Source organism: Burkholderia sp. 28_3, assembly GCF_003253915.1.
Classification (GTDB): Bacteria; Pseudomonadota; Gammaproteobacteria; order Burkholderiales; family Burkholderiaceae; genus Burkholderia; species Burkholderia cenocepacia.
Map to the genome: position 1 here is coordinate 13,997 of NZ_QKZF01000028.1, position 19,073 is coordinate 33,069.

Here is a 19,073-nt window from a genome sequence, read left to right on the forward strand (position 1 = left end):
CGTCAGCGGGCGCTCACCACCAGCGATGAAAGTGATGGACCGGGCCGACGCCGTGGCCGACGTCGAGGTGGCCGCTCGCGGCGATCGCACCGGTCAGGTAGGTCTTTGCTTCGCGTACCGCGCTTTCGAGGTCGGGCTGCTGCGGCAGCAGCGCGGCGATCGCCGACGACAGCGTGCAGCCGGTGCCGTGCGTATTGCTGACCGGCACGCGCGCGCCGTCGAGCCGCACGGTGCGCGTCGCTTCGACGAGCCAGTCGGGGCTGGCGGACGCGTCGGGCAGGTGGCCGCCCTTCATCAGCACCGCGCGGGCGCCCGTCTGCAGCAACGCGCGGCCTTGCCGCACCATCTCGTCTTCGGTGGTGGCGGGTGCGTCGTTCAGCAGCGCGGCCGCTTCGGGCAGGTTCGGCGTGACGACCGTCGCGAGCGGCAGCAGCGTGTCGCGCAGCGCGTCGACGGCATCGGGTGCGAGCAGCGCGTGGGCGCTCTTCGAGATCATCACCGTGTCGAGCACGACGAAGCGCGGCGCGTAACGGCGCAGCGCGTCGGCCACCGCCTGCACGATCATTGCGTTCGCGAGCATCCCGATCTTGACCGCATCGATGCGGATGTCGCCGAACACCGCGTCGAGCTGCGCGGTCACGAACGCGGCGTCCGGCGCATGCACGCCCGTCACGCCGCGCGTGTTCTGCGCGGTCAGCGCGGTGATCACGCTCGCGCCGTACGCGCCGAGCGCGGAGAACGTCTTCAGGTCGGCCTGAATGCCTGCGCCGCCGCCCGAATCGGAGCCGGCGATCGTCAGGATGTTGGGTATCGGGTGCGTCATGAGGGCAACGCGCCGGTTCGAGGCCCGGCGCCGGCGGACGGAAACGGAGAGTGTAGCGTCAGTGCCGCGATTCGCCGATCAGCGCGACCGAGTCGAACTGACGCTGGTTCGCCTGGTGGCGGCGCATCACGAGCCACATCGTCAGGCACACGAACGTGCCGAACAGCACGATCACGACGCCGACCGGCACGTCGAGCCACACGAGCACCGCGTACAGGCACAGCATCACGAGCACCGACAGGTTCTCGTTGAAGTTCTGCACCGCGATCGAGTGGCCGGCCGACAGCAGCACGTGGCCGCGATGCTGCAGCAGCGCGTTCATCGGCACGACGAAGTAGCCGGACAGCGCGCCGACGCCGATCAGGAAGATGTAGGCGACGATCAGGTAGAACGGCAGGCGCAGATGGCCGAAGTGCACGGCCCAGTGCGACGGGAACAGGTCGCGCGTGTAGAACGCCATCAGCATCACCGCGATGCCCATGACGATGCCGACGGGCAGCACGGTCAGCGACTTCTTCAGCGGAATCCGGGCGGCCGCGGCGATCGCGCCGGCCGCGACGCCGACCGCGACCACGGCCTGCAGGATCGCGCCTTCGGACAGCGACATGTTGAGCGACACCTCGGCCCACTTCAGCACGATGAACTGCAGCGTCGCACCCGCGCCCCAGAACAGCGTGGTGACCGCCAGCGAAATCTGGCCGAGCTTGTCGCGCCAGAGCACCATGAAGCAGTCGGCGAAATCGGTGAGCAGCTTGACCGGGCCGCGTTCCTGCTTCGGGTAGCGGGCGCCGGTGTCGGGAATGCGCAGGTTGAACAGCGCGGCGACCACGTAGATGGCCATGATGATCGCCATCGCGGCTTCGGCCGGCGTGCCGATCCAGGCGGGCGTGTGCGCGATCACGTGCGACGCGATGTGCGGGCTGATCAGCGCGCCGCCGAGCACGGTGCCGAGGATGATCGAGCTGACGGTCGTGCCTTCGATCCAGCCGTTCGCGGCGACCAGCCGGTCGGCCGGCAGCAGCTCGGTGAGAATTCCGTATTTGGCGGGCGAGTAGGCCGCCGCGCCGAACCCGACGATCCCGTACGCGATCAGCGGGTGGGCGCCGAACAGCATGATCAGGCAGCCGATCACCTTGATCGAGTTGGTGATGAACATCACGCGGCCCTTCGGGCGCGAATCCGCGAAGGCACCGACATACGCCGCCAACACCACATACGACAACACGAAGAACAGCTTCAGCAGCGGTGTCATCCAGTTGGGGGCGTGGAGGTCTTTCAGCAGGGCGATGGCGGCGATGAGAAGCGCATTGTCGGCCAGCGACGAGAAAAACTGCGCGGCCATGATGGTGTAAAAACCTTTTTTCATCTGATGCGATGCTTTCGTCGCTGCGGCAGGGCCGCGTAGGCCGCCTGGTATGCGATCGGCTTATTCCGTTCGAAATGGGTTGTGCGCACGGCTTTATAACATGAAAATACGCGAATTCGGACTAGCAAGATTCCCCGATCGTTCCGCAAATTGTCGGCTTCGGTGCTCAAAAGGCGCGGTAAGCTGATGATTCGCAAGCGTCTTTACGTAAATTTCCCATGCCGCGCCCGATCTCCGCCACCATCCACACCGCCGCTCTCGCGAACAATCTCTCCGTCGTCCGCCGCTTTGCCGGCCCGTCCAAGGTCTGGGCGGTCGTCAAGGCCAACGCGTACGGCCACGGTCTCGCCCGCGTGTTTCCGGGCCTGCGCGGCACCGACGGCTTCGGCCTGCTCGACCTCGACGAGGCCGTGAAGCTGCGCGAGCTCGGCTGGGCCGGCCCGATCCTACTGCTCGAAGGCTTCTTCCGCTCGACCGACATCGACGTGATCGACCGCTACAGCCTGACCACGACCGTCCACAACGACGAGCAGATGCGGATGCTGGAAACGGCGCGGCTGTCGAAGCCCGTCAACGTGCAGCTCAAGATGAACAGCGGGATGAACCGGCTCGGTTACGTGCCGGAGAAATACCGCGCCGCGTGGGAGCGCGCCCGCGCGTGCCCCGGCATCGGCCAGATCACGTTGATGACCCATTTTTCGGACGCGGACAACGAGCGCGGCGTCGCCGAGCAGCTCGCGACGTTCGAGCGCGGCGCGGAAAACATCGCCGGCGCGCGCAGCCTCGCGAATTCGGCGGCCGTGCTGTGGCATCCGGATACGCACTTCGACTGGGTGCGGCCGGGGATCGTCCTGTATGGCGCGTCGCCGTCCGGGCTGTCGTCCGATATCGCGGATACCGGGCTGAAGCCGGCGATGACGCTCGCGTCCGAGCTGATCGCGGTGCAGACGATCGCGAAGGGCCAGGCGATCGGCTATGGCTCGACGTTTTCCGCGCAGGCGCCGATGCGGATCGGCGTGGTCGCGTGCGGTTACGCGGACGGCTATCCGCGCGTTGCGCCGGAAGGCACGCCCGTGATCGTCGACGGCATCCGTACGCGGATCGTCGGTCGCGTGTCGATGGACATGATCACCGTCGACCTGACGCCGTGCCCGCAGGCCGGCGTCGGCGCGCGGGTCGAACTGTGGGGCAACGCGCTGCCGATCGACGACGTCGCGCGCCATTGCGGGACGATCGGCTACGAGCTGATGTGCGCGGTCGCCGGCCGTGTGCCGGTGCGAGCGGAATAAGGGCGTCGCGCGTGGCCAAACAGAAAACCGTTTACGTCTGCAGCGAGTGCGGCGGACAGACCCCGAAGTGGCAGGGGCAGTGCCCGTCGTGCCAGGCCTGGAACACCCTCGTCGAATCGGTCGCCGAGTCGCCGGCCGCCCATCGGTTCCAGTCGCTCGCGAAGCGGGCGCCGGTGCAGCGGCTCGCCGACATCGAGGCCGCCGACGTCCCGCGCTTCTCCACCGGCATCGGCGAATTCGACCGCGTGCTGGGCGGCGGGCTGGTGCCGGGCGGCGTCGTGCTGATCGGCGGCGATCCGGGCATCGGCAAGTCGACGCTGCTGCTGCAGTCGCTCGCGGATATCGCGAGCGAGCGGCGCGCGCTCTATATCAGTGGCGAGGAATCGGCCGCGCAGATCGCATTGCGCGCGCAACGGCTCGCATTGCTCGACGGCGGCGCGCCGGCTGCCGAACTGAAGCTGCTCGCCGAGATCCAGCTCGAGAAGATCCAGGCCGCGATCGATACGGAGCGGCCGGACGTGGCCGTCATCGACTCGATCCAGACCGTCTATTCGGACGCGCTCACGTCGGCGCCCGGCTCGGTCGCGCAGGTGCGCGAATGCGCGGCGCAGCTCACGCGCATCGCGAAACAGTCGGGCACCGCGATCATCATGGTCGGGCACGTGACGAAGGAGGGCAACCTGGCCGGCCCGCGCGTGCTCGAGCACATCGTCGACACGGTGCTGTACTTCGAAGGCGACACGCACTCGTCGTTCCGGCTCGTGCGCGCGTTCAAGAACCGCTTCGGCGCGGTCAACGAGCTCGGCGTGTTCGCGATGACCGAGCGCGGGCTGCGCGGCGTAGCCAACCCGTCCGCGCTGTTCCTGTCGCAGCACGAGCAGGTCGTACCCGGGTCGTGCGTGCTCGTCACGCAGGAAGGCACGCGCCCGCTGCTCGTCGAAATCCAGGCGCTGGTCGATACCGCGCACGTGCCGAACCCGCGCCGGCTCGCGGTCGGCCTCGAACAGAACCGGCTCGCGATGCTGCTCGCGGTGCTGCACCGCCACGCGGGCATCGCGGCCTTCGATCAGGATGTGTTCCTCAATGCGGTGGGCGGCGTGAAGATCACCGAGCCGGCCGCCGACCTCGCGGTGCTGCTGGCGATTCACTCGTCGATGCGCAACAAGGCGCTGCCGAAAGGGCTGATCGTGTTCGGCGAGGTGGGGCTGGCGGGCGAGATCCGGCCGTCCCCGCGCGGGCAGGAACGGCTGCGCGAAGCGGCGAAGCTCGGCTTCACGTCCGCGCTGATTCCGAAGGCGAATGCGCCGAAACAGCCGATCGAAGGGCTGAACGTGATGGCCGTCGAGCGGCTCGAGCAGGCGATCGACCGCGTGCGCGATCTTGAATGAGCGGCGCGGGCCCGCGCGCGGACCGTACATCGCCCGGCGATCTGTCGCGTAATTCGCTGTAAAGAATATGTAGGCTGCTGTAACCCGCCGGACATCGCTTTTCCCTATCCTTTGCCGGATTGTCGAACCGCGCAATGCGAAGGGAACCTATGTTGAAATCGTACGGGGAAGCGCCTGGCGGACGCCTTTACAACCTGCGCGGCTGCCGCGTGTCGGAGCCGATTCGCCAGCCGTGGGGCGGCGGATGCCGGATCGTCGAATGGATCGACGAAGAAGGGCGCCTGGCGCGCAAGGTCGTATCCGAGGATGTGACGGAAGCGGAAGTCGCCGCGGCGATCCGCCGGCCGATCAAAGGGCGCCGGCACCTGATGGGCGACGACGAGCAGATGCCGCGCGACACGCTGCCGCGCCGCTGAGCGGCTCGCGCGGCCGGCCGACGGGCCGGGCAACTACGTCAAACGCAATGAAAACGAGGCCGGGCCAGCGCGCCCGGCCTCATCGTTTCCGGATGCGGCGCGGCCCGGCGGATTCGTGGGGCGGTGACGTCCCGACGCGCTGCACCACCGATGAAGCGATCATCGGCTGATGGCGCGCCGGCGGCCGCGCTCAGCCGATCTGCTCGAGTTCTTCCTGCACGGCGAGCCAGTCCGCCTCGACCGTCTCGAGCCGGGTGTTGACCTCGCCGAGCTTGCGAATCGCCTCGGTCAGCTCCGTCTTGCGCGCGGCCTCGTAGCTGGCCGGATCGGCGACGAACGCATCGAGGCGCGCCTTCTGAGCGTGCAGCGTTTCCATTTCCTTTTCGAGCTTCGTGATGCGGTTCTGCAGCGGCTTCTTCAGCTGCGACAGCCGCTGGCGTTCCTCGGCCGCCTGGCGCTTCTGATCCTTGCGGTTGACGCCCGGATCGGCGCCCGCGGCGGCCGCGCTGTCGGCCTTGGCGGCCGCGCGCTGCTCGGCCGCGTGCTGCAGCAGCCAGTCGCGGTAGTCGTCGAGGTCGCCGTCGAACGGCTGCAGCCGGTGCTTCGCGACCAGCATGAACTGGTCGGTCGTCGCGCGCAGCAGGTGGCGATCGTGCGACACGAGGATCAGCGTGCCTTCGAACTGCGCGAGCGCCATCGTCAGCGCGTGGCGCGTTTCGAGGTCGAGGTGGTTCGTCGGTTCGTCGAGCAGCAGCAGGTTCGGCTTCTGCCAGATGATCAGCGCCAGCGCGAGGCGGGCTTTTTCGCCGCCCGAGAACGGCCCGACCGGGCTGGTCGCCATGTCGCCCGAGAAATTGAAGCCGCCGAGGAAGTCGCGCAATTCCTGCTCGCGCGTGTCGGGCGCGAGCCGCGCCAGATGCGCGAGCGGCGAGTCGTCCTCGCGCAGCGTTTCGAGCTGGTGCTGCGCGAAATAGCCGATCGTCAGCCCCTTGCCGTCGCGCACGTGCCCCGACAGCGGTGCGAGCGTGCCGGCCAGCGTCTTGATCAGCGTCGACTTGCCCTGGCCGTTCGCGCCCAACAGGCCGATGCGCTGGCCGTTCTGGATCGACAGCGCGACGCGCTCGACGATCGGGATGTCCGTTCCGTCGTCGGCATGGTAGCCGCAGCGGACGTCTTCCATCACCATCATCGGGTTCGGCGCGGCATCGGGCGTGCGGAATTCGAACGTGAACGGCGACGCGATGTGCGCGGGCGCGATCAGCTCCATCTTCTCGAGCGCCTTCATCCGGCTTTGCGCCTGCTTGGCCTTGGTCGCCTTGGCCTTGAAGCGGTCGACGAAGCTCTGCAGGTGCTCGATCGTCTTCTGCTGCTTTTCGTACGCGCTTTGCTGCAGCGCCAGTTGCTGCGCGCGCAGCACTTCGAACTGCGAGTAGTTGCCGCCGTAGCGCTTCACCTGGCGGTTTTCCAGATGCAGCGTGACGTTGCAGATCGAATCGAGGAATTCGCGGTCGTGTGAAATCACGACGAGCGTGCCGGGGTAGCGATGCAGCCAGTCTTCGAGCCAGACGATCGCGTCGAGGTCGAGGTGGTTCGTCGGTTCGTCGAGCAGCAGCAGGTCGGAGCGGCACATCAGCGCCTGCGCGAGGTTCAGCCGCATGCGCCAGCCGCCGGAGAAGCTCGCGACGGATTCGCGCGTCTGCGCGAGCGTGAAGCCGAGGCCGAGCAGCAGCGCTTCGGCGCGGGCCGGCGCGGTGTAGCCGTCGGCATCGGCGAACGCCGCGTGCGCGTCGGCTTCGGCGGCGCCGTCATGCGCGGCCGATGCGGCGGCGATGCGGGCCTCGATCTCGCGCAGCGCGGTATCGCCGTCGAGCGTGTAGTCGAGCGCCGAGCGGTCGACCGCGGGCGTTTCCTGCGACACGTGGGCGATCCGCCACGACGGCGGCATCGAGAAATCGCCGGCGTCCGAGTGCAGCTCGCCGCGCAGGACGGAAAACAGCGTCGACTTGCCGGCGCCGTTCGCGCCGATCAGGCCGGCTTTCTCGCCGGGATTGAGCACGAACGAGGTCGACTCGAACAGCGGCTTCGTGCCGCGCGCAAGGCTGAACTGATTGAAACGGATCACGGCGGAAATGGCTGGCCAAAACCGCTATTCTAGACCGCGCGCCGGTCGCGCCGGGCATCGGCCGTCCGGCGGATGCCGCAACGGCGCAATTTCGCCTAGACTCCACGTCGATCCGGTTTCGTAAAAGGAGTGCCCGATGTCCACCCTGTATTCGTTCAGCGCAGAGACGCTCGCCGGTGCGCCGGTATCGCTCGACGCGTATCGCGGCAAGGTGCTGCTGATCGTCAATACCGCGAGCGAGTGCGGTTTCACGCCGCAGTACGCGGGTCTGCAGAAGCTGTACGACCAGTACGCGGCGCGCGGTTTCTTCGTGCTCGGCTTTCCGTGCAACCAGTTCGGCAAGCAGGAGCCGGGGGACGCCGCGCAGATCGGCGCGTTCTGCGAACGCAACTACGGCGTCACGTTTCCGATGTTCGCGAAGATCGACGTGAAGGGCGACCATGCGCATCCGCTGTATCGCTACCTGACCGACGCGGCGCCCGGCATTCTCGGCCTCAAGGCGATCAAGTGGAATTTCACGAAATTCCTGATCGACCGCGAAGGGCGGATCGTCAAGCGCTACGCGCCGTCCACCAAGCCCGACGAAATCGCGGCGGACATCGACAAGCTGCTGTGACGGCGCGGGGCGGCGTGCGCCGCGCCGGTGCGGATCGTGCGGGGGCGGCTCGCGCTGGCCGTCAAAGGATCGGCGCGAACAGCCGCGCGACGTGCATCGCGATGCGCCGCCAGGCGGGCGACTGCCGGTATTCGTCCGCATCGACCTCGTAGGCCTGCGCGAAGTCGGCATCGAGCATCGCCTCCACTTCGTGGGCGAACGCGCGGTCGACGGTCATGACCATGACCTCGAAATTGAGGCGGAACGAGCGGTTGTCGAGATTCGCGCTGCCGATCGCCGCCGCGATGCGGTCGATCAGCACGACTTTCTGGTGCAGGAAGCCGGGCCGGTAGCGGAACACCTTCACGCCGGCATCGACGAGGTCGCGCGCGTAGAGCTTCGACGCCTCGAACACGACGTAGTGATCGCGCCGGCTCGGGATCAGGATGCGCACGTCGACGCCGCGCATCACGGCGAGCTTCAGCGCGGAAACCACGGCTTCGTCCGGAACCAGGTACGGCGTGGTGATCCAGACCCGCTCGCGGGCGGCATTGATCGATTCGACGAAGAACAGCGAGCCGGTTTCCTGCTTGTCGGCCGGCCCCATCGGCACCGCGAGGCAGTGCATGCCGTCGCCGGGCTGCGCGGGCGGCGGTAGCGCGATCGGCGGCAGCTTCTGCGTCGCCCAGTGCCAGTCTTCGGCGAACACGTACTGGATGCTCGCCACCACGGGGCCGCGTATCTCGATGTGGGTGTCGCGCCATGGCGACAGGCGCGGCTTCGCGCCGAGATATTCGACACCGACGTTGTGGCCGCCGACGAACGCGCGATTGCCGTCGACGACGACGATCTTGCGATGGTTGCGGAAGTTCAGCTGGAAGCGGTTGACGAATTTCCGGTTGGTCGCGAACGGATGGACCTCGACGCCGCCCCGGCGCAATGCGTCGACGTAGCTGTGCGGCAGGTCGAAGCTGCCGATGCTGTCGTACAGCAGGCAGCAGCGCACGCCGGCCGCCGCGCGAGCAAGCAGCGCATCGCGCATCATCCGGCCGAGCGCATCGTCGCGCACGATGAAGAACTGGACGAGCACGTAGTCGCGCGCGGCGTCGATCGCCGACAGGATGGCGGAGAACGTCGCGTCGCCGTTCACGAGCGTGCGCACCGAATTGCCCCCGAGGAACGGCATGCCGCCGAGCCGCGTGAGCGCGAGTACGGCAGCTTGGCCGAGTGCGTCGGCGGCGGGCCCGTCGGTCGCGTCGGTGGTGCGCCACGGCGAGCGCGGTGTGTGCGTGCGCAACATTTCCAGCTCGTGGCGCCGGGCGTCGACGTAGCCGGAGAATTTGCTGCGGCCGAGGAACAGGTACGGGACGAGCGTCAGGTACGGCATGGCCGTGAGCGAGACGGCCCACGCGATCGCGCCTTGCGACGTACGCGTGTTCATGATTGCGTGGCACGCCGCGACGATCCCGAGCACGTGGACGGTCAGGATCAGGGTGCCGAGATGTAGCCAGTCGAGGGTCATGGGCGCGCAAAGGACTCCCGAGCGGACTCCCGAGGGGATTCCGCAGGTCGTGCGGCCGGGCGGCCGCCTACGCGCATCTTACCCAACCGTGCAACGCAGTGGTGCGCCGCACGGCGGGCGGGCGGGGAACGCTCAGGCCTTGCGCGGCAGGTCCGACGCCTGGATCAGGAACACGGCGTCGTCGCCCGCGCTGGTGGGCAGCCACGTGAGCTCGAGGCCGCCGAATGCCGCTTCGACGTGCTCGCGCTCGTTGCCGATCTCGACGACGAGCACGCCGTCGTCATGCAGCCAGCGGTGCGCTTCGGCGACGATACGTCGCACGATGTCCATCCCGTCGTCGCCGCCGGCGAGCGCCATCTCCGGCTCGTGCCGGTATTCGGGCGGCAGCGCGGCCATCGACGCGGCGTTCACGTACGGCGGGTTCGTCAGGATCACGTCGTAGCGCGAGTCGGGGTCGGTGCGGAACGCGGGCAACGGTGCGTACAGGTCGCCGCGGTGCAGCCCGATGCGATCTTCGAGGCCGTAGTCGCGCACGTTGATCGCCGCGACTTCGAGCGCCTTGTCCGACAGGTCGACCGCGTCGATCTCGGCGTTCGGGAACGCGCTCGCCGCGAGGATCGCGAGGCAGCCGGAGCCGGTGCACAGTTCGAGCACCGCGCCGACCTGCTCGGGGTCGGCGACATACGGTTGCAGTCCGTCGTCGAGCAGTTCACCGATGAACGAGCGCGGCACGATCACGCGTTCGTCGACATAGAAGCGGTGGCCGTGCATCCACGCTTCATGCGTGAGGTACGCGGCCGGCACGCGGTCGGTCGCGCGTCGTTCGATCACCGCGAGCACGGCCGCGATTTCGTCGGGCAACAGGCGCGCGTCGAGGAACGGCTCGAGCGTGTCGAGCGGCAAATCGAGCGTATGCAGCACGAGGTAGGCCGCTTCGTCGTACGCGTTGTCGGAACCGTGGCCGAACGCGAGCTTCGCTTTCGAGAAGCGCGTGACCGCGTAGCGCAGCAGGTCGCGGACTGTGGCAAAAGGTGTCGTCATGCGAGGCTCCGTCAGGCGATCAGTTGTTCGAGCACGCGTCGGTACACGTTCTTCAGCGGGTCGACGAAGCGCACCTCGATGTGCTCGTCGATCTTGTGGATGCTGCCGTTCGGCGGGCCGAATTCGATCACCTGCGGGCAGATGCGCGCGATGAAGCGGCCGTCCGACGTACCGCCCGTCGTCGACAGCTCGGTCGTGATGCCGGTTTCGGTGCGGATCGCGTGTTCCAGCGCGCCCGACAGTTCGCCGCGCGGCGTGAGGAACGGCAGGCCGCTCACCGACCACTTCAGCGTGTATTCGAGGCCGTGCTTGTCGAGGATCGCGTGCACGCGGGCCTGCAGGCCTTCGACGGTGCTCGCGGTCGAGAAGCGGAAGTTGAACAGCAGGTCGGCGTGGCCGGGGATCACGTTGGTCGCGCCGGTGCCGGCGTGCAGGTTCGACACCTGCCAGGTGGTCGGCGGGAAGTATTCGTTGCCGGCGTCCCATTGCTCGGCGGCGAGCTCGGCGAGCGCCGGCGCGAGCAGGTGGATCGGGTTCTTCGCGAGGTGCGGATACGCGATGTGGCCCTGCACGCCCTTGACGACCAGTTCGCCGGACATCGACCCGCGGCGGCCGTTCTTGACGACGTCGCCGAGCTCGGTGGTCGACGTCGGCTCGCCGACGATGCAGTAGTCGAGGCGTTCGCCGCGTGCCTGCAGCAGTTCGACGACCTTCACGGTGCCGTCGGTGGCCGGGCCTTCCTCGTCGCTCGTGATCAGGAACGCGATCGCGCCGCGATGGTCGGGATGGGCCGCGACGAATTCCTCGGACGCGACGACGAACGCCGCGAGCGACGTCTTCATGTCGGCCGCGCCGCGGCCGTACAGCTTGCCGTCGCGATGGGCGGGGATGAACGGCGGCGAGGTCCACTGTTCGAGCGGGCCGGTCGGCACGACGTCGGTGTGGCCCGCGAACGCGAGCAGCTTGCCGTCGCGGCCATTGGTGCCGCGCTTGACGGCCCACAGGTTGGTCACGCCGTGCGACGCGATGGTCTCGCATTCGAAGCCGAGCGCGGCGAGGCGCTCGGTCATGATCTGCTGGCAGTGCTGGTCGTCGGGCGTCACGGACGCGCGGGCGATCAGCTGTTCGGTAAGGGCTAGGGTGGCGGACATGGTTCGGACCACTTTCGATAAAAAATGCCGGCGCGGTGGCCGGCAGCGACAGGGCGGCGCCCGTGGGCGCAGCGCGGGCAACCCTATGCGGCAAACAGCGCCGCGTATTGATCGGCCACGAAGCCGAGCGATTTCACGCGGCCGTTGACGACGAGCACGGGGCGCTTGATGACCGACGGCTTGTGGATCATCAGTGCGACCGCGCCGGTCTTCGTTTCGGCAGCCGCCTTCATCGCGTCGTCCAGGCCGCGCCACGTGGTGCCGCGCTTGTTCACGAGCGCGTCGAGCGACACGTCCTTCAGCCAGTCTTCGATCAGCGGCGCGCTGACGCCGAGCTTCTTGAAATCGTGGAACTCGAATTCGACGCCGTGATCGTCGAGCCACACGCGGGCCTTCTTCACGGTGTCGCAGTTCGGAATGCCGTAGACGACCACGGTGTGCGGCTTCGCCATCAGTCGCCTCGCAGCAGCTCGTTCAGGCCGACCTTCGCACGCGTCTTCGCGTCGACCTTCTTGACGATCACCGCGCAGTACAGGCTGTGCGAGCCGTCCTTCGACGGCAGGTTGCCGGCGACGACGACCGAGCCGGCCGGGATGCGGCCGTAGCTGACTTCGCCCGTCTCGCGATCGTAGATCTTCGTGCTCTGGCCGAGGTACACGCCCATCGAGATCACCGAGTTTTCCTCGACGATCACGCCTTCGACGACTTCCGAGCGCGCGCCGATGAAGCAGTTGTCCTCGATGATGACCGGGTTCGCCTGCAGCGGCTCGAGCACGCCGCCGATGCCGACGCCGCCCGACAGGTGCACGTTCTTGCCGATCTGCGCGCACGAACCGACCGTGGCCCACGTGTCGACCATCGTGCCTTCGTCGACGTACGCGCCGATGTTGGTGTACGACGGCATCAGCACGACGTTCTTCGCGATGAACGAGCCGCGGCGCGCGATGGCCGGCGGGACGACGCGGAAGCCGCCCGCGGCGAAGTCTTCGGCCGTGTAGTTCGCGAACTTCGACGGCACCTTGTCGTAGAACTGCGAGTAGCCGCCGGCCGGCATCGGCGCGTTGTCCTCCAGGCGGAACGACAGCAGCACGGCCTTCTTCAGCCACTGGTGGACCGTCCAGTTGCCGTCGATTTTCTCGGCGACGCGCAGTGCACCCTTGTCGAGTTGCTCGATCGCGTGAGCGACGGCTTCGCGGACGTCGGCGGGCGCGGCCTTCGGCGACAGCTCGGCGCGGTTTTCCCAGGCGGTATCGATGATTTGCTGAAGTTGTTGCGACATGTTCGTTTTCGCAGGAGATGGATGGAATTGATCGGGATGGACGTCTTACCGCGCGAGAGCGCGGCAGAAATCGACGATGCGTTGCGCGCCCTCGACGCATTCGGGGGTGCCCGCGACGAGCGCGATCCGGATGAAATCGCGGCCCGGGTTCGTGCCGTGCGCATCGCGCGCCAGGTACGAGCCGGGCAGAACCGTCACATTATAGTCGGCGTACAGGCGGCGGGCGAACTCGGTGTCCGACAGGCCGGTGCGCGACACGTTGGCCCACAGGTAGAACGCGGCGTCGGGCAGCTTCACGTCGATTACGTCGGCGAGCATCGGTGTGACCGTATTGAATTTCTGCAGGTACAGCGCGCGGTTCTCGCGCACGTGCGCCTCGTCGTTCCACGCGGCGATGCTCGCGTGCTGCCAGACGGGCGACAGCGCGGCGCCGTGGTACGTGCGGTACAGCAGGAATTGCTTCAGCAGCGCGGCGTCGCCGGCGACGAAGCCCGAACGCATGCCCGGCACGTTCGAGCGCTTCGACAGGCTCGACAGCATCACGAGCCGCTCGAAGCCGCGGCCGAGGCGGTGCGCGGCCTCGAGGCCGCCGAGCGGCGGCGCCGCTTCATCGAAATAGATTTCCGAATAGCACTCGTCGGACGCGATCACGAAACCGTGGCGGTCGGACAGCGCGAACAGCTCGCGCCAGTCGTCGAGCGTCAGCACGGCGCCCGTCGGGTTGCCGGGCGAGCACACGTACAGCAGCTGCGTGCGCGCCCAGACTTCATCGGGCACGGCCGCGTAGTCGCACGCGAAGTTGCGGGCCGGGTCGCTGTTCGCGAAATAGGGTTCGGCGCCGGCCAGCAGCGCCGCGCCTTCGTAAATTTGATAGAAAGGATTCGGACAGAGTACGATCGCCTTCTTGCCGTCCGCGGCCGGGCGCGCGTCGATCACCGTCTGCGCGAGCGAGAACAGCGCCTCGCGGGAGCCCGACACCGGCAGCACCTGCGTGGCCGGATCGACCGCCGGCAGCCCGTAGCGGCGCTCGAGCCAGTGCGCGATCGACGTGCGCAGCGCGTCCGAGCCGGCGGTGGCCGGGTACGACGCGAGGCCGTCGAGCGCGGCCACCACGGCGTCGCGGATCAGCGCCGGCGTCGCGTGTTTGGGCTCGCCGATGCCGAAGCTGATCGGTTTGAGGTCGCCGGAAGGCGTCACGTCCTTGAACAGGGCGCGCAGCTTTTCGAAGGGATAGGGCTGGAGCGAGTCGAGTCGAGGGTTCACGGGCGAAGCGGCCATCGCGGCCGGTTGGAGCGAAAGAAGCGGCGGGCGCGCCGCGCGGCTGCGAACGGGCGCGTCGGGCGCGCGGGTCGCAGCGGACGATTATAGCGTGACGGAATGCGGTCACGGCCTGCCGGAACGGCGGCCGGGCCGGTCGAATAAAGGGTATCGAACCAAATGAACAACGCGGTACGCGGCAGTCTGCCGACGCTGGCCATCCTGATCGGCGCGTCGGTATGGGGCCTGATCTGGTATCCGCTGCGGATCCTCGCGTCGCTCGGCGTGACGGGCACGCTGGCGAGCGCGCTGACGAGCCTCGTCGCGTTCCTGTTCGTGATCGTCGCGCGCCACCGCACGATCGCGACGCTGCGCTGGCACTGGGTGCTGCCGGGCATCGCGGTGACGGCCGGCGTGACGAACCTCGGGTTCGTATGGGGCACGATCCACGGCGAGGTGCTGCGGGTGATGCTGCTGTTCTACCTGACCCCGGCCTGGACCGCGATCTACGCGCACTTCCTGCTGCGCGAACGGCTGACCTGGGCCGGCGCGGGGCTGGCGGCGCTGTCGATCGGCGGCGCGATGCTGATGCTGTGGTCGCCGAAGCTCGGCTTGCCGCTGCCGGCCAACCCGGCCGAATGGGCCGGTCTCGCCGCCGGGCTGAGCTTCGCGATGAGCAACGTGCTCGTGATCAAGGCGAGCCGCGAGCTGCCCGAGATGCGCGCGGAAATGCGCACCGCGACGCTGTTCGGCGGCGCGGCGGTGTTCGGCGCGATCGCGTCGCTGTTCGAAGGGCTGCCGGCCGTGCCGGCGAGCGGCCAGCTCGGCGTGGCCGCGCTGATCATCGCCGCGATCGGCGTGACGATGGCGTCGAACAACCTGCTCGTCCAGTACGGCCTCGCGCGCGTGCCGGCGAACCGCGCGTCGATCATCATGCTGTTCGAGATCGTGATCACCGCGCTGTCGGCGTGGGTGTTCGCGAACGAGTTGCCGACCGCGCGCGAGTGGGCGGGCGGCGCGTGCATCGTGCTGGCGACGCTGCTGTCGAGCCGGGTCCATCGTGCCGCGCCGGCACCGGGCAAACCCGGCGACGGTCGGGACGGCGCACGCGCGATGGTATGATGGAAGCCGTTTGCGGGGCCAACGCGGGATGCGCGCGGCCCCGTTTTTGAATTCCGGGGCGCGTGGCGCGCAGGGGCTCTCCGGCCCCGCGCCGTGCGGCCCCGTCCGTTTCACACCTTCTTCACATCCGATACCGCCGTGCGTCTGAGCTCGATCAAACTCGCTGGCTTCAAATCCTTCGTCGATCCCACGCATTTCCAGGTTCCGGGCCAGCTCGTCGGCGTGGTCGGCCCGAACGGATGCGGCAAGTCCAACATCATCGATGCCGTGCGCTGGGTGCTCGGCGAGTCGCGCGCGTCCGAGCTGCGCGGCGAATCGATGCAGGACGTGATCTTCAACGGTTCGACCGCCCGCAAGCCCGGCAGCCGGGCCAGCGTCGAACTGATCTTCGACAACTCCGACGGCCGCGCGGCCGGGCAGTGGGGCCAGTACGGCGAGATCGCCGTCAAGCGCGTGCTGACGCGCGACGGCACGTCGAGCTACTACATCAACAACCTGCCGGCGCGCCGTCGCGACATCCAGGACATCTTCCTCGGCACCGGCCTCGGCCCGCGTGCGTACGCGATCATCGGGCAGGGCATGATCGCGCGGATCATCGAGGCGAAGCCCGAAGAGCTGCGCGTGTTCCTCGAGGAGGCCGCCGGCGTGTCGAAGTACAAGGAACGCCGCCGCGAAACGGAGAACCGCCTGCACGACACGCGCGAGAACCTGACGCGCGTCGAGGACATCGTGCGCGAACTCGGCGCGAACCTCGAGAAGCTCGAGGCGCAGGCGGTGGTCGCGACCAAGTACAAGGAACTCGTCGCCGACGGCGAGGAGAAGCAGCGCCTCTTGTGGCTGCTGCGCAAGAACGAGGCGGCCGGCGAGCAGCAGAAGCAGCAGCGCGCGATCGAACAGGCGCAGATCGACCTCGAGGCGCAGACGGCGAAGCTGCGCGAAGTCGAGGCGCAGCTCGAGACGCTGCGCGTCGCGCATTACTCGGCGAGCGACGCGATGCAGGGCGCGCAGGGTGCGCTCTACGAGGCGAATGCCGAGGTGAGCCGCCTCGAAGCCGAGATCAAGTTCATCGTCGAATCGCGCAACCGCGTGCAGGCGCAGATCGCCGCGCTCAACGCGCAGCGCGAGCAGTGGCGCGCGCAGGCCGAGAAGTCGCAGGACGAGCTCGAGGAAGCCGAAGAGGCGCGCGCGATGGCCGACGAAAAGGCCGCGCTCGCCGAGGACAACGCGGCCGCGAAGCACGATGCGCTGCCGGCGCTCGAAGCGAAGTGGCGCGACGCGCAGGCGCAGCTCAACGACGAGCGCGCGCGGATCGCGCAGACCGAGCAGTCGCTGAAGCTCGAAGCCGCGCACCAGCGCAACGCCGACCAGCAGCTCCAGCAGCTCCAGCAGCGCCACGAGCGCCTGAAGAGCGAAGCGGGCGGGCTCGACGCGCCGGACGAGACGCAACTCGAAGAGCTGCGCATGCAGCTGGCCGAACAGGAAGAGATCCTCGCGGAAGCGCAGGCACGCCTGGCGGACGCGCAGGAAACGGTGCCGCGCCTCGACGGTGAACGCCGCGCCGCGCAGGAGCGTGTGCAGGCCGAGGCCGCGCAGATCCACCAGCTCGAAGCGCGCCTCGCCGCGCTGAAGCAACTGCAGGAGAACGTGCAGACCGAAGGCAAGGTGCAGCCGTGGCTCGACAAGCACGAGCTCGGCGCGCTGCCGCGTCTGTGGAAGAAGCTGCACGTCGAGGCCGGCTGGGAAGCGGCGCTCGAGGCCGTGCTGCGCGAGCGTCTCGCCGCGCTCGAAGTATCGAATCTCGACTGGGTGAAGGCCTTCGCGAGCGATGCGCCGCCCGCGAAGCTCGCGTTCTACGCGCCGCCCGCGGCCGGTGAGCCGCCTGCCGCGGTGGCCGGGCTGCGGCCGGTGCTGTCGCTCGTGCGCATCGACGACGCGGGCATCCGCGCGGTGCTGAACGACTGGCTCGGCAACGTCTATGTCGCCGACGACGTCGCGCAGGCGCTCGCGACGCGCACGCAGCTGCCGGCAGGCGGCGCGTTCGTCGTCAAGGCCGGCCATATCGTCACGCGTGTCGGCGTGCAGCTGTACGCCGCCGATTCGGAGCAGGCCGGGATGCTGGCCCGCCAGCAGGAAATCGAGAACCTGGCGCGCCAGGTGCGGGCGCAGGCGCTGCTCGCCGACGAGGCGCGCACGGCCGCCGTGCGGGCGGAAGCCGCGCACACGCAGGCCACGCAGGCGCTCGGCGACGTCCGGGCCCAGGCCGAACGGGCGACGCAGCGCGTGCATGCGCTGCAGATGGACGTGCTGAAGCTCGCGCAGGCGCATGAACGCTATACGCAGCGCAGCACGCAGATCCGCGAGGAGCTCGAGGAAATCGGCGCGCAGATCGAAGAGCAGCGTGCGCTGCGCGCGGAGTCGGAAGCGAATTTCGAGCGCTTCGACGGCGAGCTCGCCGAACTGCAGGCGCGTTTCGAGGACAACCAGCTCGCGTTCGAGTCGCTCGACGAATCGCTGACGCAGGCGCGTCAGGAAGCGCGCGACCTGGAGCGCGGCGCGAACGACGCGCGCTTCGCCGCCCGCAATGCGGTGACCCGGATCGACGAGCTCAAGCGCACGATCCAGGTGGCGCACGAACAGAGCGAGCGCGTCGCCGCGTCGCTGGAAGACGCGCGCGCCGAACTCGAGACGATCAACGAGCAGACCGCGCACACCGGCCTGCAGGACGCGCTCGAGATTCGCGCGGTGAAGGAAGAGGCGCTGCAGGCCGCGCGGATCGAGCTCGACGACCTGACCGCGAAGCTGCGCGCGTCGGACGAGCAGCGGCTCGTCGCCGAGCGTTCGCTGCAGCCGCTGCGCGACCGCATCACCGAGCTGCAACTGAAGGAGCAGGCCGCGCGTCTGTCCGTCGAGCAGTTCGCCGAGCAGCTCGCGACCGCCGAGGTCGACGAGGCCGCGCTGGCCGCGAAGCTCACGCCGGATCTGAAGCCGTCGTACCTGCAGGGCGAAGTCACGCGCCTGAACAACGCGATCAACGCGCTCGGCCCGGTGAACATGGCCGCGCTCGACGAGCTGAAGGCCGCGAGCGAGCGCAAGGTGTTCCTCGACGCGCAATCGGCCGACCTGATCGACGCGATCACGACGCTCGAGGATGCGATCCACAAGATCGACCAGGAAACCCGCACGCTGCTGCAGGGTACCTTCGACGAGGTCAATCGTCATTTCAGCGACCTGTTCCCGCGCCTGTTCGGCGGCGGCCAGGCGAAGCTGATCATGACGGGCGACGAGATTCTCGATGCCGGCGTGCAGGTGATGGCGCAGCCGCCCGGCAAGAAGAACGCGACGATTCACCTGCTGTCGGGCGGCGAAAAGGCGCTGACCGCGACCGCGCTGGTGTTCGCGATGTTCCAGCTGAACCCGGCGCCGTTCTGTCTGCTCGACGAGGTCGACGCGCCGCTCGACGACGCGAACACCGAGCGGTTCGCGAATCTCGTGCGCGCGATGTCCGACAAGACGCAGTTCCTGTTCATCTCGCACAACAAGATCGCGATGGAAATGGCGCAGCAACTGATCGGCGTGACGATGCAGGAACAGGGCGTGTCGCGGATCGTTGCGGTGGACATGGAAACCGCCGCGGGTTTTGCCCAGAATTGACGTTTGACGAAACCAGACCGCGTTCGCGCGGCGCATGGGCGCCCGTTCGCG

At 68.2% G+C, this 19,073-nt stretch carries 15 protein-coding genes; 6 read left to right on the forward strand and 9 right to left on the reverse strand.

The genetic code is table 11. The features are described 5' to 3' along the window. Positions 1 to 13: 13 nt before the first annotated feature. Entirely contained in the window at positions 14 to 823 is an 810-nt protein-coding gene (thiD, locus tag DFS13_RS34850) for a bifunctional hydroxymethylpyrimidine kinase/phosphomethylpyrimidine kinase (RefSeq protein ID WP_034201581.1), read from the reverse strand. Between the two features lie 58 nt (positions 824 to 881). After that, the gene (gene lplT, locus DFS13_RS34855) at positions 882 to 2,189 is read right to left on the reverse strand and encodes a lysophospholipid transporter LplT (protein WP_006488251.1); all 1,308 of its coding nucleotides are present in this window, start codon (positions 2,187 to 2,189) and stop codon (positions 882 to 884) included. 218 nt (positions 2,190 to 2,407) lie between these two features. On the opposite strand from lplT, the gene alr reads away from it, so the two are divergent. From alr to DFS13_RS34870, 3 genes are all read left to right on the forward strand, one after another. Next, entirely contained in the window at positions 2,408 to 3,478 is a 1,071-nt protein-coding gene (gene alr / locus DFS13_RS34860) for an alanine racemase (protein ID WP_006488243.1), read from the forward strand. 11 nt (positions 3,479 to 3,489) lie between these two features. Next, complete coding sequence (radA, locus tag DFS13_RS34865; RefSeq protein WP_006488230.1) at positions 3,490 to 4,866, forward strand: DNA repair protein RadA; 1,377 nt, start codon at positions 3,490 to 3,492, stop codon at positions 4,864 to 4,866. Between the two features lie 149 nt (positions 4,867 to 5,015). Beyond that, positions 5,016 to 5,282 (forward strand): DUF2866 domain-containing protein, encoded by a 267-nt coding sequence (locus tag DFS13_RS34870; protein ID WP_006488228.1) that lies wholly within the window; start codon positions 5,016 to 5,018, stop codon positions 5,280 to 5,282. A gap of 190 nt (positions 5,283 to 5,472) precedes the next feature. Here the strand turns inward: DFS13_RS34870 and DFS13_RS34875 are convergent, their stop codons facing one another. Then, positions 5,473 to 7,404, reverse strand: a complete 1,932-nt coding sequence (locus DFS13_RS34875; RefSeq protein ID WP_062911356.1) for an ATP-binding cassette domain-containing protein — start codon at positions 7,402 to 7,404, stop codon at positions 5,473 to 5,475. A 136-nt stretch (positions 7,405 to 7,540) separates the two neighbouring features. Here DFS13_RS34875 and DFS13_RS34880 point away from each other — a divergent pair, with 136 nt between their 5' ends. Beyond that, the gene (locus DFS13_RS34880; protein ID WP_006498673.1) at positions 7,541 to 8,020 is read left to right on the forward strand and encodes a glutathione peroxidase; all 480 of its coding nucleotides are present in this window, start codon (positions 7,541 to 7,543) and stop codon (positions 8,018 to 8,020) included. Positions 8,021 to 8,081: 61 nt separating this feature from the next. Here DFS13_RS34880 and cls read toward each other — a convergent pair whose 3' ends face one another. The 6 genes from cls to dapC form a co-directional block, all read right to left on the reverse strand. Next, on the reverse strand, positions 8,082 to 9,521 hold the full coding sequence (gene cls, locus DFS13_RS34885) for a cardiolipin synthase (protein WP_034201582.1): 1,440 nt from the start codon (positions 9,519 to 9,521) through the stop codon (positions 8,082 to 8,084). A 132-nt stretch (positions 9,522 to 9,653) separates the two neighbouring features. Further along, the gene (prmB, locus tag DFS13_RS34890) at positions 9,654 to 10,562 is read right to left on the reverse strand and encodes a 50S ribosomal protein L3 N(5)-glutamine methyltransferase (RefSeq protein ID WP_006488226.1); all 909 of its coding nucleotides are present in this window, start codon (positions 10,560 to 10,562) and stop codon (positions 9,654 to 9,656) included. An 11-nt stretch (positions 10,563 to 10,573) separates the two neighbouring features. Beyond that, entirely contained in the window at positions 10,574 to 11,713 is a 1,140-nt protein-coding gene (dapE, locus tag DFS13_RS34895; protein ID WP_111442728.1) for a succinyl-diaminopimelate desuccinylase, read from the reverse strand. An 83-nt stretch (positions 11,714 to 11,796) separates the two neighbouring features. After that, the gene (locus DFS13_RS34900) at positions 11,797 to 12,165 is read right to left on the reverse strand and encodes an ArsC family reductase (protein WP_006478478.1); all 369 of its coding nucleotides are present in this window, start codon (positions 12,163 to 12,165) and stop codon (positions 11,797 to 11,799) included. Next, a complete protein-coding gene (gene dapD / locus DFS13_RS34905) occupies positions 12,165 to 12,992 on the reverse strand; it encodes a 2,3,4,5-tetrahydropyridine-2,6-dicarboxylate N-succinyltransferase (protein WP_006478479.1) in 828 nt (275 codons plus the stop codon). Before dapD ends, DFS13_RS34900 begins: the two co-directional genes overlap by 1 nt. Before the next feature lie 45 nt (positions 12,993 to 13,037). Further along, positions 13,038 to 14,270 carry a succinyldiaminopimelate transaminase gene (dapC, locus tag DFS13_RS34910; RefSeq protein ID WP_006488235.1) on the reverse strand — a complete coding sequence of 411 codons (1,233 nt, stop codon included), beginning with the start codon at positions 14,268 to 14,270 and terminating at the stop codon, positions 13,038 to 13,040. A gap of 159 nt (positions 14,271 to 14,429) precedes the next feature. Between dapC and DFS13_RS34915 the strand changes: the two genes are divergently transcribed. Together DFS13_RS34915 and smc are read left to right on the forward strand one after the other, a co-directional pair. Further along, positions 14,430 to 15,371 (forward strand): DMT family transporter, encoded by a 942-nt coding sequence (locus tag DFS13_RS34915; RefSeq protein WP_006488241.1) that lies wholly within the window; start codon positions 14,430 to 14,432, stop codon positions 15,369 to 15,371. Between the two features lie 138 nt (positions 15,372 to 15,509). Continuing rightward, on the forward strand, positions 15,510 to 19,022 hold the full coding sequence (smc, locus tag DFS13_RS34920) for a chromosome segregation protein SMC (RefSeq protein WP_006488233.1): 3,513 nt from the start codon (positions 15,510 to 15,512) through the stop codon (positions 19,020 to 19,022). The last annotated feature ends 51 nt before the right edge of the window (positions 19,023 to 19,073 follow it).

What these genes read in the sequence shown, in the direction of transcription:
- thiD (WP_034201581.1), bottom strand. Translation starts at nt 823, where the DNA reads ATGACGCACCCGATACCCAACATCCTGACGATCGCCGGCTCCGATTCG.
- cls (WP_034201582.1), bottom strand. Translation starts at nt 9,521, where the DNA reads ATGACCCTCGACTGGCTACATCTCGGCACCCTGATCCTGACCGTCCAC.
- alr (WP_006488243.1), top strand. Translation starts at nt 2,408, where the DNA reads ATGCCGCGCCCGATCTCCGCCACCATCCACACCGCCGCTCTCGCGAAC.
- DFS13_RS34900 (WP_006478478.1), bottom strand. Translation starts at nt 12,165, where the DNA reads ATGGCGAAGCCGCACACCGTGGTCGTCTACGGCATTCCGAACTGCGAC.
- DFS13_RS34880 (WP_006498673.1), top strand. Translation starts at nt 7,541, where the DNA reads ATGTCCACCCTGTATTCGTTCAGCGCAGAGACGCTCGCCGGTGCGCCG.
- dapC (WP_006488235.1), bottom strand. Translation starts at nt 14,270, where the DNA reads ATGGCCGCTTCGCCCGTGAACCCTCGACTCGACTCGCTCCAGCCCTAT.
- dapE (WP_111442728.1), bottom strand. Translation starts at nt 11,713, where the DNA reads ATGTCCGCCACCCTAGCCCTTACCGAACAGCTGATCGCCCGCGCGTCC.
- DFS13_RS34870 (WP_006488228.1), top strand. Translation starts at nt 5,016, where the DNA reads ATGTTGAAATCGTACGGGGAAGCGCCTGGCGGACGCCTTTACAACCTG.
- DFS13_RS34915 (WP_006488241.1), top strand. Translation starts at nt 14,430, where the DNA reads ATGAACAACGCGGTACGCGGCAGTCTGCCGACGCTGGCCATCCTGATC.
- prmB (WP_006488226.1), bottom strand. Translation starts at nt 10,562, where the DNA reads ATGACGACACCTTTTGCCACAGTCCGCGACCTGCTGCGCTACGCGGTC.
- dapD (WP_006478479.1), bottom strand. Translation starts at nt 12,992, where the DNA reads ATGTCGCAACAACTTCAGCAAATCATCGATACCGCCTGGGAAAACCGC.
- lplT (WP_006488251.1), bottom strand. Translation starts at nt 2,189, where the DNA reads ATGAAAAAAGGTTTTTACACCATCATGGCCGCGCAGTTTTTCTCGTCG.